The organism is uncultured Brevundimonas sp. (genome assembly GCF_937863155.1).
Lineage (GTDB): Bacteria > Pseudomonadota > Alphaproteobacteria > Caulobacterales > Caulobacteraceae > Brevundimonas.
The window spans coordinates 41,596-60,568 of record NZ_CALMFB010000074.1; the positions used below are offsets into that span (position 1 = coordinate 41,596).

Annotated in this window: 19 protein-coding genes; 4 read left to right on the forward strand and 15 right to left on the reverse strand. The window is 69.6% G+C overall.

All coding sequences use genetic code 11. The features are described 5' to 3' along the window. Position 1: 1 nt before the first annotated feature. Positions 2-589, reverse strand: coding sequence for a YqgE/AlgH family protein (locus tag Q0581_RS14150; protein ID WP_298701095.1), 588 nt, complete (start codon positions 587-589; stop codon positions 2-4). A gap of 143 nt (positions 590-732) precedes the next feature. Here Q0581_RS14150 and Q0581_RS14155 point away from each other — a divergent pair, with 143 nt between their 5' ends. Together Q0581_RS14155 and Q0581_RS14160 are read left to right on the forward strand one after the other, a co-directional pair. Then, positions 733-1,218, forward strand: a complete 486-nt coding sequence (locus Q0581_RS14155) for a peroxiredoxin (protein WP_298701096.1) — start codon at positions 733-735, stop codon at positions 1,216-1,218. Positions 1,219-1,441: 223 nt separating this feature from the next. Further along, positions 1,442-1,867 carry a very short patch repair endonuclease gene (locus Q0581_RS14160; RefSeq protein WP_298701097.1) on the forward strand — a complete coding sequence of 142 codons (426 nt, stop codon included), beginning with the start codon at positions 1,442-1,444 and terminating at the stop codon, positions 1,865-1,867. On the opposite strand, the gene Q0581_RS14165 is transcribed toward Q0581_RS14160, so the two are convergent. From Q0581_RS14165 to Q0581_RS14185, 5 genes are all read right to left on the reverse strand, one after another. After that, positions 1,849-3,777, reverse strand: coding sequence for an ATP-binding protein (locus Q0581_RS14165; protein WP_298701098.1), 1,929 nt, complete (start codon positions 3,775-3,777; stop codon positions 1,849-1,851). The genes Q0581_RS14160 and Q0581_RS14165 overlap by 19 nt on opposite strands. Before the next feature lie 68 nt (positions 3,778-3,845). Further along, entirely contained in the window at positions 3,846-4,880 is a 1,035-nt protein-coding gene (locus tag Q0581_RS14170) for a quinone-dependent dihydroorotate dehydrogenase (RefSeq protein WP_298701099.1), read from the reverse strand. Beyond that, the gene (locus Q0581_RS14175) at positions 4,877-5,221 is read right to left on the reverse strand and encodes a DUF952 domain-containing protein (protein ID WP_298701100.1); all 345 of its coding nucleotides are present in this window, start codon (positions 5,219-5,221) and stop codon (positions 4,877-4,879) included. The genes Q0581_RS14170 and Q0581_RS14175 overlap by 4 nt, the downstream gene beginning before the upstream one ends. Beyond that, positions 5,218-5,721 carry a histidine phosphatase family protein gene (locus tag Q0581_RS14180; RefSeq protein WP_298701101.1) on the reverse strand — a complete coding sequence of 168 codons (504 nt, stop codon included), beginning with the start codon at positions 5,719-5,721 and terminating at the stop codon, positions 5,218-5,220. Before Q0581_RS14180 ends, Q0581_RS14175 begins: the two co-directional genes overlap by 4 nt. 11 nt (positions 5,722-5,732) lie before the next feature. Further along, on the reverse strand, positions 5,733-6,509 hold the full coding sequence (locus tag Q0581_RS14185; protein ID WP_298701102.1) for a methyltransferase domain-containing protein: 777 nt from the start codon (positions 6,507-6,509) through the stop codon (positions 5,733-5,735). Between the two features lie 45 nt (positions 6,510-6,554). Here Q0581_RS14185 and gloB point away from each other — a divergent pair, with 45 nt between their 5' ends. Then, positions 6,555-7,283, forward strand: coding sequence for a hydroxyacylglutathione hydrolase (gene gloB, locus Q0581_RS14190; protein ID WP_298701103.1), 729 nt, complete (start codon positions 6,555-6,557; stop codon positions 7,281-7,283). 11 nt (positions 7,284-7,294) lie between these two features. Here the strand turns inward: gloB and Q0581_RS14195 are convergent, their stop codons facing one another. The 9 genes from Q0581_RS14195 to Q0581_RS14235 all read right to left on the reverse strand — a co-directional run bounded on the left by Q0581_RS14195 (position 7,295) and on the right by Q0581_RS14235 (position 18,427). Further along, positions 7,295-8,983: a pilus assembly protein gene (locus tag Q0581_RS14195; RefSeq protein WP_298701104.1), complete on the reverse strand. Its 1,689-nt coding sequence runs from the start codon at positions 8,981-8,983 to the stop codon at positions 7,295-7,297. 121 nt (positions 8,984-9,104) lie between these two features. Continuing rightward, positions 9,105-10,958, reverse strand: coding sequence for a M2 family metallopeptidase (locus Q0581_RS14200; protein WP_298701105.1), 1,854 nt, complete (start codon positions 10,956-10,958; stop codon positions 9,105-9,107). 89 nt (positions 10,959-11,047) lie between these two features. Next, on the reverse strand, positions 11,048-11,734 hold the full coding sequence (mtgA, locus tag Q0581_RS14205; protein ID WP_298701115.1) for a monofunctional biosynthetic peptidoglycan transglycosylase: 687 nt from the start codon (positions 11,732-11,734) through the stop codon (positions 11,048-11,050). 47 nt (positions 11,735-11,781) lie between these two features. Beyond that, positions 11,782-12,747 (reverse strand): WD40 repeat domain-containing protein, encoded by a 966-nt coding sequence (locus Q0581_RS14210; RefSeq protein WP_298701106.1) that lies wholly within the window; start codon positions 12,745-12,747, stop codon positions 11,782-11,784. After that, positions 12,744-13,826 carry a GTP-binding protein gene (locus Q0581_RS14215; RefSeq protein WP_298701107.1) on the reverse strand — a complete coding sequence of 361 codons (1,083 nt, stop codon included), beginning with the start codon at positions 13,824-13,826 and terminating at the stop codon, positions 12,744-12,746. Before Q0581_RS14215 ends, Q0581_RS14210 begins: the two co-directional genes overlap by 4 nt. A 40-nt stretch (positions 13,827-13,866) precedes the next feature. Continuing rightward, on the reverse strand, positions 13,867-14,796 hold the full coding sequence (locus tag Q0581_RS14220; protein WP_298701108.1) for a cation diffusion facilitator family transporter: 930 nt from the start codon (positions 14,794-14,796) through the stop codon (positions 13,867-13,869). A gap of 47 nt (positions 14,797-14,843) precedes the next feature. Beyond that, positions 14,844-15,503: a hypothetical protein gene (locus Q0581_RS14225; protein WP_298701109.1), complete on the reverse strand. Its 660-nt coding sequence runs from the start codon at positions 15,501-15,503 to the stop codon at positions 14,844-14,846. 42 nt (positions 15,504-15,545) lie between these two features. Continuing rightward, positions 15,546-17,126 (reverse strand): hypothetical protein, encoded by a 1,581-nt coding sequence (locus Q0581_RS14230; protein WP_298701110.1) that lies wholly within the window; start codon positions 17,124-17,126, stop codon positions 15,546-15,548. After that, positions 17,126-18,427, reverse strand: a complete 1,302-nt coding sequence (locus tag Q0581_RS14235) for a cyclopropane-fatty-acyl-phospholipid synthase family protein (RefSeq protein WP_298701111.1) — start codon at positions 18,425-18,427, stop codon at positions 17,126-17,128. The genes Q0581_RS14230 and Q0581_RS14235 overlap by 1 nt, the downstream gene beginning before the upstream one ends. 224 nt (positions 18,428-18,651) lie before the next feature. Between Q0581_RS14235 and rplU the strand changes: the two genes are divergently transcribed. Further along, positions 18,652-18,973 (forward strand): 50S ribosomal protein L21 (gene rplU / locus Q0581_RS14240; protein WP_298701112.1); only part of this gene is annotated, 322 nt, incomplete at its 3' end.

The window sequence follows — 18,973 nt, forward strand, 5'->3', positions numbered from 1 at the left end:
CTCAGGCCCGGCCGCCCGTCGCGGAAAGTTGCGCGGCATCGACGCCAATGCCGGCCAAGGCGCGGCTCCATTTCGTGTCGTGCGCCGTGTCGAAGATCAGGTCCGGCGCGGCCTCGGCCACCAGCCAGACGTTTTCGGCCAGCTCATCCTCCAGCTGCCCCTCGCCCCAGCCGGCATAGCCCAGCAGCAGGATCGAGCGGTCCGGCCCGGTTTCGGGATCGGTCATGGCCGACAGGGCCTCGCGCGTGCCGGTCATGGCCAGGCCGGCGACGATGGGCAGGCTGGTGTCGTCGCTGATCCAGTCGTCGGTGTGCAGGACGAAACCGCGTTCCCGCTCGACCGGGCCGCCGACCAGAACGCCGCGTCCGGCGGCCGCGTCCGGCGCGGTCAGGTCCAGCCGAGACAGCACGGTCTTCAGCGTCACCCCGTCCGCCGGCCGGTCCAGGCGCAGGCCCATGGCGTGGTCCGCCTCGTGCGCGCAGATCAGGATCACCGCATGTTCGAAGCGCGGATCGCCGATGCCGGGCATGGCCACCAGCAGGCGGCCCGCCAGGGACTGGAACTGGGACTCCGACTGGAACTGGGACATGGGCCGATCATTCACGCGCTCTTTGTCCGGCGCAAGGCGTCACGATCGCGCGCCGCGCCTTGGCGGGTGGATCGCGAACGCCTATCTGGACCACGACACAATCGCGCCCAGTCCCTGAGCGCCCCAGATTTCGGAGACTTCCCATGACGATCAAGGTCGGCGACCGCATCCCCTCGGCCAGCCTGGGCATGATGACCCCCGACGGCCCCCGTCCGGTCAGCACGGACGATGTGTTCAAGGGCAAGACCGTGGCCCTGTTCGCCGTGCCGGGCGCCTTCACCCCCACCTGTTCGGCGCGCCACCTGCCGGGCTTCAAGGACAAGCGCGCCGACCTGGCCGGCAAGGGCGTGGACACCGTCGCCTGCCTGTCGGTCAACGACCCCTTCGTCATGGGCGCCTGGGCGCAGAGCCAGGACGTCAGCGCCGACGACATCGTCATGCTGGCCGACGGCAACGGCGAACTGACCCGCGCCCTGGGCCTGTCGATGGACGCCACCGGCTTCGGCATGGGCGAGCGGTCGCAGCGCTATTCCATGCTGGTCAAGGACGGCGTGGTCGAGCAGCTGAACATCGAACAGGGCGGCGAGTTCAAGGTGTCGTCGGCGGAGCACCTGCTGGCGCAGCTGTAATCCTAGGCTGACCTTGATCCCTCTCCCGCTGGGAGAGGGCTTGAGCGCCCAAGAGCCCGTCAGGGCGATTGGTCTGGCGCGAAAGGGTGAGGGTCGGGTCTTCAAGATTTAGGTGATCGCCCGGCCAGAGCCGCCCCTCACCCTTTCGCCTTGCCGATCGCTGCGCTCCCGGAGGCTCAAGCCCTCTCCCATCGGGAGAGGGAATTGGAGTGCGGTTGAGGCCATGACCGACGTCTTCACGCCGGAGCAGCGCAGCGCCGTCATGCGGCGGGTGAAGGGGCGTGACACGCGGCCCGAGCTTCGGGTGCGGGCGGCCCTGCGCGCGGCGGGGATCGGCTATCGCCTGGGCGGGCTGGGCTTGTCGGGGCGGCCGGACGTGGTGATGAAGGGGCGGCGGGTCGTCGTCTTTGTGCACGGCTGTTTCTGGCACGGGCACGACTGCGCGCGCGGCGCCCGCCAGCCCAAGGCCAATGCCGACTACTGGCGGGCCAAGATCGACCGCAACCGCGCGCGCGACGCGGCGAACGCCGAACGGCTGGCCCAGGACGGCTGGGCCGTGGTCACGGTGTGGGAATGCGCGATGAAGGCGCCGGACTTCGACGCGCGGCTGATCGACGCCGTGCGGGCCGGTCAGGCGGCGACGGTCTGATCCGCCTCGGCGTCCTGGGCGTCGGACAGCACATGCTCCAGCGCGCCCAGCAGGGCGGCCGGGGTCAGAGGCTTGGACACGAAATAGGCCATGCCGGCGCCGTGGCACGCCTCGACATCCTCGGGCTGGGTGTCGGCGGTGACGGCGACCACCGGGGTGGTGGCGTTCAGACCGCCGCCGGCGCGCAGGCGTCGGGTCGTCTCGCGGCCGTCCAGTTCGGGCATGCGCACATCCATGAAGATGACGTCGAAGGCCGTGTTCTGGCAGGCGGCCAGGGCGGCCATGCCGTCGGCGGCCATGGCGATCTCGCAGCCCAGCGGTTGCAGGATCAGCTGGATGGCCCGGCGGTTGATGTCGTGATCGTCCACCACCAGAACCGACAGCGGACGGCCCTCTTCGGCCTCGGCGACGGGGGCCGTGTCTACAGGCGTGGCCGGCTCGGCGACCACGACAGGTTCAGAAGGGGCAGGTTCGGCAGGCGCACTGACGCGCGGTCGGTCGGCCAGGGCGCGGGCGATGGCGCCGCGGCTGGCGTCGTCCAGGCCCGGTCCCGCCGGGGCGGCCACGACGCGGCCCGATCCCGCCGGCAGGGTCAGCGACAGGGTGAAGCGGGCGCCCTCGCCGGGGCGGCTGCGCACCGTCAGACGGCCGCCCATCAGCTGGGCCAGGTCGCGGCTGATGGACAAGCCCAGGCCCGAACCGCCATAACGGGCGCCGACGCCGTCGGCGGTCTGGTCGAAAGCCTTGAACAGACGATCCAGCTGATCGCGCGTCATGCCGGGGCCGGTGTCGATGACCTCCAGGGTGATGGCGTGATCGCCCGAATCCTCGACCCAGGCGTTCAGGTTCAGCGTGATGCCGCCCGCGTCCGTGAACTTCATGGCGTTGGACATCAGGTTGTTCAGCACCTGACGGATGCGCAGGGCGTCGCCGCGCACCGAGGCGGGCAGGCGACGGCCGCCCTGGATCGACAGCGTCAGACCCTTGGCCCGCGCCGGCCCGCGCCACAGAAGCGCGGTCTGGGTCAGAAGCGCGCGCATGTCGAAATCGGCGACCTCGACCGTCATGCCCCCGGCCTCGATGCGCGAATGATCCAGCAGATCGTCCAGCAGGCCCTTCATCATCAGGCCCGCATCCGCGATCAGCGAGGCGTGGGCGCGGGCGGCGGCGTCGCCGCCCCGACCGACTTCGGCCGCGCCGGTCAGAATGGCCCCGATGGGGGTGCGCAGGTCGTGGCCCACGGCGGCCAGGAAGGCGGCGCGCCCGGCCATGATGCGTTCGGCCTCGTCACGGCGTTGCTGGGCCTCGATCCGGGCCTGGGATTCGGCGATGGACGCCTGGTTCATCCGCTGCCAGGTCGTCAGGCAGAAGATGACGAAGACCGTCAGGGCCGCGCCCGCCGCCGTCGCATAGGCCGGGTCGGCGCCGGCCGCCATCATGAATACCGGCGTCATGGCCATGTAGATCAGCTGGGGCGCCGTGGTCAGGGCCAGCACCAGTCCCGAGCGCGGGGCGTTGACCATCGAATAGACCAGCACCGCCGTCAGCAGGACGCCGGCCGTGATCCCGCCCATCGGACCGCCCAGCAGCCACAACGGGATGCACAGGCCCCCAATCATGCCGGTATTGGCGAACAGGACCATGCCGCCCAGAACGCTGCGCCACAGCGGAAGACGCTCCGTCTCGCCGCGGTTGATCGGGCCGAACAGGCCGATCTCGGTCAACTGCATGGCGAAATAGGCCGCCAGCCAGGGGATGCTGACCGCGTATCCCAGAAGCGGGCTGAGGATCAGGGCGGTGGCCGCGCCGACGCACATGCGGATCACCAGCGCGCGCCGGCGTTGGCGGACCGCCAGGGTCCAGCCGGTCGCCTGGCCCCGCTTGTGGCCGATGTCGAGCGGTTGCGGCATGCACCATCCCCGAACCGGGCGGTGGCCGCCCTTTGGGATGACTATGGCCGATCGGCCCTAACGCTCCGTCAACGCAGGGCGCCGACGGCGTCGGAAAGGCTGGAAAATCCTTCGGCGCGCAGCCGGCGGGCCAGGTCGCGCTTGATGCGGCCCACCAGCCCCGGCCCCTCATAGATCAGCGCCGAATACAGCTGGATCGCGCTGGCCCCCAGGCCGATGCGGCGCCAGGCGTCTTCGCCCGAAGCGATGCCCCCAACGCCGATTAGCGGCAGACGCCCGCCCGCCGCCTCGGCCGCCGCGATCAGGGCGGCTTCGGCCCGGTCCTTCAACGGCGCGCCCGACAGGCCCCCGGCTTCGCCGCGCCAGCCGGATTTCAGCGTCGCGGGCCGGTCCAGAGTGGTGTTGGACACGATCAGGGCGTCGATGCCGTGCGCCAGGGCGGCCTCGACGATCATGCCGATCTCGGCGCCGTCCAGGTCGGGGGCGATCTTCAGGAAGACGGGAGCCGGGCCGCTGCGCGCCTGACGGACGCGGCCCAACAGGTCGTCCAGCGCCGCCCGTCCCTGCAGCGCCCGCAGGCCCGGCGTGTTGGGTGAGGAGATGTTGATGGTGAAATAGTCGGCCCGTCCCGCCAGGCGCGTCAGGCCCGTCACATAGTCGGCGGCGCGGTCGTCCTGATCCTTGTTGGCCCCCAGATTGGCGCCGACGATCACCCGGGCGGGGCGACGGTCCAGCCGGGCGGCGAACGCCTCCAGCCCCGCATTGTTGAACCCCATGCGGTTGATGACGGCCCGGTCGGGCGACAGGCGGAACAGGCGTGGCTTGGGATTGCCCGCCTGGGGCAGGGGGGTGACCGAGCCGCATTCGACGAAGCCGAATCCCAGTCGCGCCAGTCCGCCCAGCGCCTCGCCATCCTTGTCCAGTCCCGCCGCCAGTCCGACCGGATTGGGCAGGTTGAGGCCCGCCAGCCGGGTGTGCAGGATCGGATCGTCGGCCGGCGCGACCGGCGCAGGCAGCAACGACAGGGCCCGCACCGTCAGCCGGTGGGCCGTCTCGGGCGGCAGGCGCCGCATGGCCCAGGCGCCCAGGTCGGCCGGATTCACGCCGCCGCTCCGATCCGCATCTCGCCCTCGGCCGTGACGGTCAGGGCGCGTGCGGCGCGGACGCTGTCGGTCGTCAGGCGGCCGTACAGATGGGGGAACAGGGCGCCGCCGCGCGACGGCTCCCATACAATGGCCGCGCCATAGACCGTCAGATCGACGTCCAGCAGCACCAGATCGTCGCGGCCCGCATAGTGTTTGGCCGCCGTGCCCGCCAGCTGGTCCTGGGCCGACAGATGGATATAGCCGTCGCGCAGATCGACGGCCGAGCCGTCATAGCCGCCGCTGGCCCGAATGGCCGTCCAGTCGCCGCGCGAGACGATCTTGTAGGCCAGGCCGGTCATTCCGACGCCTCCAGATCGCGGGGCGTCAGATAGGCCTGATGCGCGCGCCGTCCGGCCGCATCGACGTTGAACACCGCCGTGGCGCCGGGCGGAAAGCCGCCGGTCATCCGCTCCATCAGGGCAGGCGACGCCGCCGCCTGCAACAGACAGTCGGCGGCCAGGATCTGAATGCCCGGATTGTGCGCCAGAACCAGCAGACAACCGGCGTCTTCGGCGGCCGCGTCGATCAGGGCGTGCACCGTCTCGGCCGGGGCGTTGTACAGGTCCGGCTCGATCCGCACCTCGACATCGCCAAAGGCGTCCTGAAGCAGGTCCCAGGTCTGGCGGGTGCGTGCGGCGCTGGACACCAGGGCCAGGTCGGGCCGCAGCCCCTGGGCGGCCAGGGCGCGTCCCACGCGTACGGCGTCGCTCTGTCCGCGCGCGCTCAGCGGGCGTTCGCGGTCGCCGCCAGGATGGGCGCGCTCGGCTTCGGCGTGTCGCATCAGGATCAGGCGGTGCATGAGCGTGGCCTTTAGGGCCGTTCGCGGTTCAGGGCCAGACCCGGCGCGGGCCGTTTGGACGCGGGCGCAGGCCGCGCGGCCTGGGGCGTCAGCTCGCCCAGCGCCGCCGCCGCCGCCTCGGCCAGGCCGGGCCGCACCGGCGCATAGGTGCGGCGCGACGCCTCCAGCAGGATGACCCCGGCCGATCCGGGGGCGATGCGGCGGGCCGCCTGGTCCCAGCCTTCGGCCAGGGGGAACAGCGGCGGCCAGGGCGGGGCGAACAGGGTGGCGGACCAGGCCATCGGCTCCAGCCCCGCCTCGCGCACCAGCCGTTCCATCTGGCGCCGGGTGAAGGGGCGGCCGTGGCCGAAGGGGGTGGATTCGGCGCGGGACCACAGGCCACCCCGCGCCGAGGCGATCAGGATCATCCGCCCCGCCGGCGCCAGGGCGCGCACGGCCTCGGCCAGCATCAGCCGCGCATCGTCGGCCTCTTCTAGGGCATGGACCATAAGGATGCGGTCGAAGGCCCCGGCGGCGAAGGGCAGGCGGCCGTCATCGACTAGCACCGAACGGCTGCGCGTCGCGGCGGCGGGCCAGGGTTCGGCCCCCTGGCCGCCCGGCATGGCGGCGATGCTGCGGCGGGCGCCGACGAACAGATCCAGCCACGGGGTCGCATAGCCCAGGCCCAGAACGTCGCAATTGTCAGCCTCGCCCCAGGCGTCATGCAGCCGCCGCGCGATCAGACGGCGCGTCAGCACCCCGGCGGGTTCGCCGTAGAAGGCTCTCAGCTCCTCGATGGCGCGGCGCATGGGTGCAGCATAGGCCCGGCGGCCCTCAGCGGCTAGGATGGTGGGATGACGATGGACATCCGCCTGTTCCCCTGCCTGAGCGACAACTATGGCCTGCTGGTGCGCGATGGCGCGACCGGAACGGTGGCGGTGATCGACACGCCCGACGCCGACCGCATTCAGGCCGAACTGGCGGCCAGCGGCTGGGGCCGGCTGGACCTGATCCTGAACACCCACTGGCACCCCGACCATACCGGCGGCAATGCGGTGCTGAAGGCGACGACGGGCTGCGAGATCGTGGGGCCGGAAGAGGTGCGCCGCGCCGCGCCGCTGGATCGCGTGGTCGTCGGCGGCGACACGGTGCAGCTGGGCGCGACCACGCTGGAAGTCACCGATGCGCCGGGGCACACCCTGGGGCATGTCGTCTATCGCAGCGCGGCGGACCATGAAGCCTTCGTCGGCGACGTGCTGTTCGCCCTGGGGTGCGGGCGGCTGTTCGAGGGGACGCCTGAACAGATGTGGGCCAGCCTTCAGACCCTGGCCGCCTGGCCCGATCAGACCCGCATCTGGTGCGCGCATGAATACACCGCGTCCAACGCCCGCTTCGCCCTGAGCCTGAATGACAGCGCCCAGATGCAGGCCCACGCCCAGGCCATCTTCGATGCGCGAGCGCGGGGCGAACCCACCGTGCCGACGACCCTGGGCGTCGAAAAGCGGCTGAACCCCTTTTTGACGGCGCGCGATGCGGCCCAGTTCGCGGCGCGCCGGGCAGCCAAGGATGGGTTCACCGGATAGGCAGGTCCGCCTTATTTGGCGATGCGCAGATTCTCGATGGCCCCGGCGATGCGGTCGAAGGCCTGGCCGATACCGCCGGCGTTCGACACGTTGAAATAGTTGGCCGGAACGGTGGCGCAGCCGCGCAGCAGCTCCTGGGTCCGCGTGTCGACCTGGACCCCCACGGTGTACAGGATCACGTCATTGGCCCTCAGATTGACGCACAGCTCCTCCAGCCGGCTGTCCATGGCGTTGCGCCGCTGGGTGCCGCTGGAGCTGGACCCCACGCCCAGGCGGTTCTGCCAGATCATGCCGACGCCGGTATAGGTCGAGTTGTCGGGGTTGGACGCGGTGTTGTTCACGTTCTCGCCGTCGGTCATCAGGATGATGATCTTCTGCAGCCGCTCGGTCCCATAGGCGCGACCGTCGCGATAGGGGGCGTTCGGCGACAGGGCGTGCCAGCCCCACATCAGGCCCATGGGGATGTTGGTGGTGCCGGTCGCGGCCATGCGGCTGACGGCGCTTTTCAGGCCTTCGTAGTTGTCGGTCAGGCGCATGACCGGCTCAAGCCCGCAACCCTGGTTCGGACCCAGGTTCACGCCGATGCCGCTGCGCAGACGGCTGCGGACATATTTGCTGTCGTCCTTGCCCAGGCGGTCCCAGGCCTGAAGCCGCAGGGTGTTGGTCAGGGTGCTGAGCAGGTTGCTGATCAGGCCCGTCAGGCTGGTGGTCGGCTCGTCCAGATAGTCGTTGTCGTAGCTGTAGTTGCGCCAGGTGCTGTCATTCGGGAAGGTGTCGCGGTCCGGGCTGTCCGGCGCGAAATAGGGCACGAACATCGTCGCCTGGTTGCCGGATGACGGCGCCGTGTCGCGCACGTCGTTGGGATAGGGCCGGCTTTCGATACAGCCGCTCCAGCCGATCTGCATGGTGTCCAGAAGGGCGAACCGGTCCTGGCCGGTTGCGAACAGGCCGGTGGCGCCGGTCGAGCCGGTGTGGTTGGTCGCGCGGCTGACCCAGCCCAGGTTGCTGGCGCCGGTGCGGTTGCCGGTGCTGGAGAAGCCCGCGTGCGGCCGCACGGTCATGGAGAAGGGCACCAGGGCGATCTTGACCGCATCGGGTTCGACGCTGCGCGCGTCGGCGGCGGCCAGGCGGTCGATCAGGTCGCGCGCCGCCGTCTTGGTGTTGGTCAGCTTGGTCCCCTGCATCGAGCCGGTGTTGTCCAGCACCAGGGCGATCTCGACCATCTTGTTGGAGCGATAGACTTCCGAATGGGCGCCCACCGGCAGCTTGTCGTCCATGAACTGGCCGTAGGGCGGCAGGAAGATGTTGGCCACCAGCGCCTTCACATCGACCTTGGATTTGGCCACCACAATGCCTTCCTCGTTCAGGACGAAGGAGGTCTGGTCCTCACGCAGGGTGATCTGCGGATAGGCCTTCAGATTGGCGCGCAGGGCCGCCAGGCCGACGGTGCTGATCTCGGCGTTGGTGGTGTAGGGCGAGCGGGCGGCGGCCAGGGCGGCGGCGTCCAGCGCATCCTGCAGGTTGACCCGCACGGTCGAGGCGCGGTGGATGTCCACTCCGCCCAGAGTCATCAGGATCAGAGGCGGCAGGCTGAGGGCGAAGATCATCGCCACATTGCCGCGCCGGGCGCGCGCGAACCGGCCCGCAAAGCCTTTCAGCCTGCGCGTCCAGTCGCCCACGACATGCCCGATACCGCCCATCTGCGTCCGTCCCTGATCGCGGACGCACACGTCCGCCAAGGGTCCAGCATGCCGGTCGAGCGTTAAGGAAGGGCCTATCGGCCAAGGTTAACGGGCGCGGCCGGAACCGCGCCCGCCGGGGTCAGCCTTCCCAGCCGCAGTTCTTGCCGCGGTTCTGGGTCTCCAGCCAGGTGTTCAGCGGCGCGAAATAGTCGGCCACGGCCGAGGCGTCGTTGCCGTTTTCGCCGGTGAAGGCGGCCATGGCCTCTTGCCACGGACGCGACTGGCCCATCTCCATCATGGCGTTGAAACGGCTGCCGACCTCGGTGTTCCCATAGATGGAGCAGCGGTGCAGCGGCCCGGTCCAGCCCGCCATCTTGCAGGCCGCGCGGTGGAACTGGAACTGGTAGATGTGGGCCAGGAAATAGCGCGTGTACGGCGTGTTTCCGGGGATGTGATATTTGGCGCCGGGGTCGAAGGCGTCGGCCGGGCGCGGGCCGGGCGGAACCAGGCCCTGGTATTTCAGCATATTGGCCGTCCAGGCGTCGTTATAGCCTTCCGGCGCCGTGCGGCCCGAGAAGACGTCCCAGCGCCAGCGGTCGACCATCAGGCCGAACGGCAGGAAGGCGATCTTGTCCAGCGCCATCTTCAGCAGGAAGGGAATGTCCTCCTCGGCGCCCGGCACCGTGTCCAAAAGGCCGATCTGGTTCAGATAGGTGGGGGTGGTCGCCGACAGGCCGACAAAGTCGCCGATGGCCTCGTGGAAGCCGTCGTTGGCGCCGTTGCGGAACAGGAAGGGCTGGTCCTTGTAGGCGCGCTGATAGACGTTGTGCCCCAGTTCGTGGTGCACGGTGTAGAAGTCGTCGGCGTTCACCTGGGTGCACATCTTGATGCGCACGTCCTCCAGATTGTCCAGGTCCCAGGCCGAGGCGTGGCAGACCACCTCACGGTCGCGCGGGCGGGTGATCTGGCTGCGTTCCCAGAAGGTTTCCGGCAGGGGCGCAATGCCCAACGAGGTGTAGAAACCCTCGCCGGTCTTGACCATGCGGGTGGCGTCGTACTGGGCGCGGGTCAGCAGTTCCGTCAGGTCGTAACCCTGGCCCTCGGCCGTGCCGGGCGGGGCCACGACGTCATAGATATTGCCCCACTGCTGGGACCACATATTGCCCAAGAGGTCGGCGCGGATCGGGCCGCTGTCAGGCTGGACCGCGTCGCCATAGCGGGCGTTCAGCCGACCGCGCACATAGCAGTGCAGGTTCTCGTAGAACGGCTTGACCTGATTCCACAGCCGGTCGGTTTCGGCCGCGAAGGCGTCGGGCGCCATGTCATAGCCGGCGCGCCACATGGCGCCGGTGTCGGCGTATCCCAGCTCGCGGCTGCCTTCGTTGGCGATGGCGACCATGCGGGCGTAGTCGTCGCGCATCACCGGCGAAATGGTGCGCCAGCCTTCGTACAGAGCCTTGGTCTCGGCCGGGTCGCGGCTAGCGGCCATCTTGATGGTGGCGTCGTCCAGGGTGATCTGCTCGCCCTTGAAGGCGAATTTACCGGTCGCATAGGTCGAATCCAGCCGGGTGGTGATGTCGGCCAGCTCGGCCGCCGCGCCCGGCCGGTTGGGGGCGGGCAACACCAGGCCCAGGCGCAGCAGGTTCAGCTTGCGCCGCACGTCGGCGGGAACCTGGACGTCGTTGAAGCGGGCGGCCTCATTGGCCAGCTGCACCGACATTTCCGTGGCCTGGGCGTTGGCCCGGCTTTCCAGCCACATGGTGTCGAAGGTGATGTTGGTGGCCCGGACCCATTGAACCCGCGCCACGTATTCGGCCATTTCGGCCAGGCGCGCCTCGGCGTCGGCGACGAAGGCGGTCGCGCCCTGGGGCGTGGCGGGGAAGGCGGCGGCGGCCTGGGGGGCGGCGGCCGAGGTCGGTTGGGCCAGAGTCGGCTGGGCCAGGCCGCAGCTCAGGGCGCAGGCGGCGACGGCGGCCAGAAGGTTGCGCTTCATCGGATCGTTTCTCCCGAACGCCGTCCCTCGCGGACGGTCTGATCGCCGCGCATGGGAAGGCCAGCGGAGCCGTTCCGTCAAGCGGCGCCTTATCTCAGAACGCAGGCGGCCAGGCCTTCGCCCCGCACCGTGCCCATGGCGGCCTGGATGCGGCCGGCGCGGCGACGGACATAGGGGCCGGGGCTGGCGGCTTGATAGCGGCGGGGGCTGGGCAGGATGGCCGCCAGCCGCGCCGCCTCGCGCGGGGTCAGATCGGCGGCGCTCTTGCCGTACCAGCGGCGGGCGGCGGCCTCGGCGCCATAGACGCCCGGCGCCCATTCGGCCACGTTCAGATAGACCTCCATGATCCGGCGTTTGCCCCACAGGGTCTCGATCAGAAGGGTGTAGCCGGCCTCGAACCCCTTGCGCACCCAGTCGCGGCCCGGCCACAGAAAGACGTTCTTGGCGGTCTGCTGGCTGATGGTCGAACCGCCGCGCACCTTTCGGCCGCGCGCATTGCTGTCCAGCGCCTTTTCGATGGCCTTGAAGTCGAAGCCGCGGTGTTCGCAGAAGCGGGCGTCCTCGGCCGCGATCACCGCTTCGACCAGACGCGGCGAGATGTCGTCGATGCCGCGCCAGTGATAGGTCAGGCCGTTCCCGGCCACCGCCTGCTTGACCATCAGCAGGGTGGTGGGCGGCGGCACGATGCGGTGGATGGCCACCGCCCCGATCGGCAGCAGCGCCAGGATCAGCAGGGCCGTCAGGATCGGCCGCCCGCGCCTCTTGATCTGATCCACCCCGCTCATGGGCCTTAGGCTTCCGCCATCACGGCCAAGGTTGCAAGTCAGAGATCGGCGATCCCCGCCTGACCGTCTTCGTCGGCCCAGGCCAGGCGGCGGGCGTCGGCGTCGAACGTCAGGGCGACGATGGGCGCGCCCTTGTCGGCGCGAACGCGGTCCAGCCCCTGACCCGCCGGATCGGCGACCCAGACCCGGCCGTCGTTCAGACCGGCGGCGACGCGGCCATGGCTGGGCCGGGCGGCGACCAGATTGACCAGGCTGGCCTCGTCATAGCCGATCTCGGTCGCCTCGCGCCCCATCGGTCCCTGCGATCCCTCGAACGGCCACAGCACCACGCCCTGGGCGCCCGGCGTGACCAGCAGGCGGCCGTTGGCGGCGAAGGCCAGGTTGCGGATCTTTCCGGGATAGCCGCCCATGCGCATGTTGCGCTGATCCTTCATGCGCCAGCCGTGCAGCTGATTGTCCTGCATGGTGGTGACCACAAAGGCGCCGTCGGGCGACCAGGCCACGCCGGTGTGCGACCCGGCCCATTTCAGCATCGTCGGCTGTTGCTGGGCGATACGGGCGAACCACAGGGCCGCCCCGCCATAGGTCGAGGCGGCTATGCGCCGACCCTTGGGATCGAAGGCCACGCCCGACACCGTGCGCTCATGCGAAAAGTCGCGGCGGAAATGGGTGTCGGCCGGGTCGATGACCGAAAGGGTGCGGCCGAAGGCGAAGGCCACCAGTCCCGTCTCGGGCGCCGCGTCGATGGCGTCGATCCACTGGCCCTTGGCGGTGGCCAGGACGACGGACTCGCCGCGCCGGCTCCAGACCACCTTGCCGTCGTCGCCGCCGGTGATGATCCCGTCGCCCGACGGATGAACGCAGGCGCACAGGACGGCGCCGTCATGCGCCTCGGCCCGTTCGCCGCTCTCGAACACCACCGCCCCGTCGCCCAGGGCGAAGACGGCGCCGGTCGCATCGAACAGGGCGGCGGTGACCTGGGCGTCGAAGGTGAAGGTCTTCACGCGGCGCAGGCCTCGAACCCGGCTTTCAGGGCGGCTTCGTCCAGGTCGCGGCCGATGAAGACGGCGCGGCTCCAGCGGCGCTCCTTGTCGCCCCACGGCCGTTGCAGGTCGCCTTCCAGGATCATGTGCACGGCCTGGAACACCAGGCGGCGGTCTTCGCCGGCCACGTCGATGATGCCCTTGGCGCGCAGGATGTCCTGGCCCTTTTCCGCCAGCAGCCGGTCCAGCCAGGCGGTGAACTTTCCGCCGTCCAGCGGCCGGTCCAGCGACAGGCTGACGCCCTTGATGTCGTCTTGGTGCGCGTGGCCGCGCGGGCCATGGTCGTGATGGCCGTGATCATGGTCATGGTGATGGTGGCCGTGGTCATGATCGTGGTCATGGCCGCAGTGTTCGTCGTGGACATGACCTTCGGCGCCATGGGGCGGGTTCACCCAGTCGGGCCTGACCTCCAGGATGCGGTCCAGGTCGAAGCCATGCTGGCCCAGCACCTGGTCCAGCGGCACGTTCGAGCGTTCGGCGCGGACGATGGGCGCCAGGGGGTTCAGGCCGCGCAGCCGCGCCTCGACCGCATCCAGTTCGTCCGGCGTCGCCAGGTCGGTCTTGTTCAGGATGATGCGGTCGGCGAAGGCGACCTGTTCGCGCGCCTCTTTGGAGTCATCCAGCCGCGCCATCACATGTTTGGCGTCGACCAGGGCGGTGACGCTGTCCAGGGTGGTCTTGGCCTTGACGTCCTCGTCCACGAAGAAGGTCTGGGCCACCGGGCCGGGGTCGGCCAGGCCCGTCGTCTCCACGATGATGGCGTCGAAGGCCGGCTTGCCGGGCCGCTGGCGCTTCATCAGGCCCGAGACGACGCGGATCAGGTCGCCGCGCACCGTGCAGCAGACGCAGCCGTTGTTCATCTCGAACACATCCTCGTCGGCGCCGACGACCAGATCGTTGTCGATGCCGATCTCGCCGAACTCATTGACGATGACGGCGTAACGCTTGCCGTGGTCCTCGGTCAGGATGCGGTTCAGAAGGGTGGTCTTGCCGGCGCCGAGATAGCCGGTCAGGACGGTCACGGGGGTCTTGTCGCTCATGGGCGGCTAGATGGCGGCTGGCGACCCGAAAGGGAAGGGGTCAGCAGGCCGGACAGTCGGGCAGGGCGCCGGTTTCCAGCTGGAAGGTGGTGTGGCCGACCCCGAAACGATCCCGCGCCAGGCTTTGCGCCTGGGCCAGCAGGGCGGCGGCGTCGGGCCGGTCATGCACCAGATGGGCGGTCATCGCGGCGTCGGTGGTCGACAGGCCCCAGACGTGCAGATCATGCACCGCCGTGACCCCCGGCAGGGCCAGCAGGGCCGCGCGCAGATCGTCCACCCGGATGCCGGCCGGCGCCGCGTCCAGCGCCAGATCGACCGAATCCCTCAACAGGCCCCAGGTGCCGATCACGATCACCACGACGATGATCAGGCTGACGATCGGGTCGATCAGACTGAAGCCGCTGAACATGATCGCCGCGCCCGCGACGACGACGCCCAGCGACACCCCGGCGTCGGCCATCATGTGCAGATAGGCGCCGCGCACATTCAGATCCTTGTGCTGGTCCTTCATGAACAACAGGGCCGTGCCCAGGTTGATGACGAAGCCGATGCCCGCCACCACCATGACCGTGACCGAATCGACCGAGGCCGGATTGCTGAACCTGTGGGCCGCCTCCCAGGCAATCGCCCCGCAGGCGAACAGCAGAAGGATGGCGTTGGCCAGGGCGGCCAGAACCGTCGCCTTCCTGAATCCATAGGTGCGCTGTGACCCCGCCGCGCGCCGCGCCAGCCAGGCCGCGCCTCCGGCCAGGGCCAGGCCCAGGACGTCGGACAGATTGTGCCCCGCATCGGCCATCAGGGCGGTGGACTGGGCCACCCAGCCGGCCCCGAACTCGACCGCCACGAAGACCAGATTGACCGTCAGCCCGACCAGATAGCGCCAGTCGCCGGTGTCGGCCGGCGCATGGCTGTGGCCATGGGCGTGCGAATGCCCGTGATGGCTGTGGTCATGGCTGTGGTCGTGGCCCATGGCTCTGTCTTAGGCGCCTATCGCGCCTCGCGCTACGTCGGCGTCGTTCAGTGCTGGTGCAGCAGCACCAGAAGCCCCAGCAGCATCAGGGCGGCGCCCAGCACCATGCCTTCGTACCGGCTCCACCGCTCCAGCCGCAGGATGGAGGCGCCGGCCCGCGCCAGCACCGTCAGCACCGCCATGCCCGCCACAGTCCCAGCCGCGAAGGCCAGGGTCAGCAGGCTCAGAACCACCAGACCCTCTTGCGCCGTCGACAGATAGACCGGCAGCAGAACCTCGCCGGGCGACACCGCCATCATGGCCACCAGACCGCCGAAGGCGGCGGCGTCGCTGACGGCCGGCTCGGGCGTCTCGATCGGCGGCCCGGCGGCCGGAACGGGCCGCTTCAGCGTGGCGCGCGCCAGATAGAAGGCGCCGAACAGGATCAGCAGCGTCGCCGACAGATAGGGCAGCACCCCCGCCACCCACTGGTTCAGCGCCAGACCCAGCAGCACGATCAGGCCGCCGAACGCCGCCGTCGCCGCGATATGCGCCAGACCCGCCACGGTCACGGCGGTCAGGATGCGCGCCAGGCTCCATCGCTGGGCCCGGCCGACCAGGACGAAGGGCAGCCAGTGCGTCGGCAGGGCCGCATGCAGGAAGGCCGCCGCAAATCCCCCTCCCAGCAGGGAGGCCAGAACCGGCGCATGCAGATCGGGCGGCGACATGGCGGCCCCTATAGATCGTTACTTTGTAACGGTCGAGAGGTTTCAGTCCAGCGGCGGCGCCTGAACCACGGCCCAGACCCGCGGCTCGACCAGAGGAGCGTCGCAAACAGCCTCCAGCACCCGACCGTCACGCGTGGCGTAACGCACCGTCCGATTGGCGGCGCAGCGGGCCCGGACGGCCTCGAACAGGCCGCGGCCGTCCGACTGAGGATCAATGCCCTCGACGCTGTCGATCACCGGCTCCCCGGACAAAGGGCCGCAGTCCGCACCCTCCAGTTTCAGCGCGCCGGGGTTGTTGTAGAAGCCGTAGCTGGATTTGCAGTTACGCGCCGCGACATGGAACAGGGCGCTGGACATCAGGTCCGTGTCCGACGGCCTGTTCTCCAGCGTGACGCCCAAGGCGGCCAGCCGGGTTTCCAGCACGGACCACCGCTGGGCGCCCGGGGTGTCGAACAGGACATTCACGGCGCTGTCGGCGCCGATGGCGGCGCGGAACTGGGCCACGCCATAACCGCCATCGGCGGCCAGGGCCTGGGTGATCAGATCCCGCCAAAGGGTGTAGAAATCCTGTGTCCCCCCGGACGCCTGGCGCCGTTCCAGGTCCGCCAGCCATTGGATGACCACGCCGCAATTATAGGGGCCATTGCCGCTTTGCAGGCGTGTGGCGTCGAAGTCGCGGACGCCAAGGGCGCGCCGGCAGCCGTTCAGCCGTCGCGCCAGTTGCTCGCGTCCCTGGTCGGCGTCCAGCAGCTCCAGGGCCGTGGCGGTCTTCAATGCGGCGTATTCGGCGCCGCCTTCATGCAGCCAAGGGGCCGTGTCGCCATCGGTCGGATCGGCTAGGTGTCCGTTCCAGAGGTGGAAGGCTTCATGCAGCACGAACAGATCGACGCCGGTCATTTCCGAGGGTCGGGGGGCCAGCCAGTCGTCGCCATGAAAGCGGACCGAGATGACCCCGCCATCGGTGACGTCGCCTCGGAAATAGGCCGGTCCGGGGCTGTCGATGCTGGCCAGCAGCATGGGCCGATAGGGCAGGGGGCGGTCCAGCCGCGTTCCATAGGCGTCCAGTGCACGCAGGAAGCCGGTCTCAAGCCTCTGGGCCAGGGCGGTGGGCATATTGGCGCCGGCCACGGCGACGCCGTGCGTGGTCTCGGTCACGGCCGAATGCGGGCCGAGATAGGCATAGCCCTGGATCGGGTTTTCGACCGGAAGGCCGATCTCGTCCGGGGCGGTGGCGAAGGTGAGACGCGTCTCGATTCCCTCGATCATCAGGCCGGGACCATAGAGGACGCGACCTTCGCCGATCCGGCTGAGGCCCATATAGGTGCGGTCGACCTCGGCGACGTCGGGCGAGATGGCGATCTCGAAATGGTCGAACGGCGCCTCGGCGCTGATCGTGCCGTCGGCCAGGGTCAGGCCGGGGGTCAGGATGCGCCAGGCGTCACGGATGACGCTGGGCCGGGCGAAGGCGAGGCGCGTGCTCGGTCGATCCAGCTCGAAACGAACGACGACGCCCTCGGCGGTCCCCCGCGCCACCACATCGATGCGTGAGGGAGGCGGGGTCTGGGCCGCGGCGGGGGCGCCGGCCAGAACCAGGACGGTGGCGAGAGACAGCGCCCGCAACATCAGGCGTACAGGCTCTTGCGGTCCAGCGGCAGGCCCGAGGGGCCCGGCCGCCGTTTCTGGGCCACGGTCTGATAGACCAGCACCGAGCCGCGCTCGAACGCCTTGGCGAACAGGGCGAAATAGATCAGCCACAGCCGGGTGCGCGCCTCGCCCGCCAGGGCGTAGGCGTCGTCGCGTCGGGCATACAGGCGTCGGGTCCAATCGCGCAGCGTCAGCTCGAAATGCTCGCGCATGTCCTCGACATCCAGAACCTCGAACCCGAACCGGCCCAGGTTGGTCACCGTCATGCCGATGGTGTCCAGCTCGCCGCCGGGGAAGATGAAGCGGGTGATGACCCGCGTCGTCGGCGTCGGGCCGATGGCGCCGCGCCCGCCGCGCCGCACCGACGCCTGGTGGAAATAGAGACCGCCGGGCTTCAGCAGGCGCTTCATCTCGGTGAAATGGGTCTCGTGGTTGGCGAAGCCGACGTGCTCGAACATCTCGACCTGGCTGATGGCGTCATAGGCGCCGGAGGCCGTGATCTGGCGATAGTCCTTAAGCTCCAGCGTGACCCGGTCCTGCAGGCCCAGGCGTTCGACCTTGGCCCGGCCATAGTCCAGCTGCGCCTGGGACAGGGTGACCCCGTGCACGGTGACGCCATAGTTCCGCGCCGCCCAGCACGACAGGCCGGCCCAGCCGCAGCCGACGTCCAGCAGCCTCTGGCCCGGCTGAAGGCGCAGCTTCTTGCAGATGCGGTCCAGCTTTTCTTCCTGGGCCGTCTCCAGGCTGGCGTCGGTCGCGGGGTAATAGGCGCTGGAATAGACCATCTCCGGGTCCAGGAAGAGGCCGTAGAAGGCGTTGCCGACGTCATAATGAAACTGGATGAAGTCCTGGTCGCGGCGTCCGGCGCGCGTGGCCCCCACGCCGTCGGGGGCATCCCAGGCCGGCAGCTGGGTCGAGCCGCCGTCGCCCCCGCCCAGCAGGAAGGGCACGGCCTCGCGCGCGATCATTCCCTTGTCCAGATTGCGCACCAGATGCACGGCCCGGCCGTGGTCCCAGCGGTCGGCGGCCTGAAGCGGGTCGCCGCCCTCGACCCGCAGGTCACCGGTGGCGAACAGTTCGAACACCGTCATCAGGCTGGGTTTCAGGATCAGGCGGCGCACGGCGCCGGGCCGGGCCACGACGATCTGGATGTCGTCGCGCGCGCCGGGGCCCAGCGGCAGCACCTCGCCCGTCCACAGCCGCAGCGACAGGTCGGCGCGCAGGTGTTCGGCGATGTGGTTGACGATTCGACGGGCGGCCTGGACGCGACGGTCGGTCATGCGGGTCTCTGAAAGATGTTATGGGACAGGTCGGGCCAAGGCTTGGCACGGGGGCGCCGCCAGGACCAGCGGGTGGCGGCGGCGCGGCGGATAATTCCACCGTATGGAGCGGGTTTCGGCCCGGTCGGCGTTGACTCCGACCCTCGCCCTCGTCTATGTCGCCCCCTCTTCGCCCGCGGGGTTCCTGCGGGCGCACTCTTTTTTGCGTTATGCCGAGGCTCAACATGTACGCGGTGATCAAGACCGGCGGCAAGCAGTACCGGGTTCAACCGGGCGATGTGATCGTGGTCGAGAAGATCGACGGCGACGCCGGCGCCGGCGTCAGCTTCGGCGACGTCCTGATGCTGGGCGGCGACAAGGGCGTGACCCTGGGCGCCCCGCTGATTTCGGGCGCTTCGGTCGCCGCGACCCTGATCGAAACCCGCAAGGGCGAGAAGGTGAAGATCTTCAAGAAGATCCGTCGCCAGGGCTATCGCCGCACCCGCGGTCACCGCCAGATGGAATCGGTCCTGCGCATCACCGGCATCGAAGGCGCCGGCGAAAAGG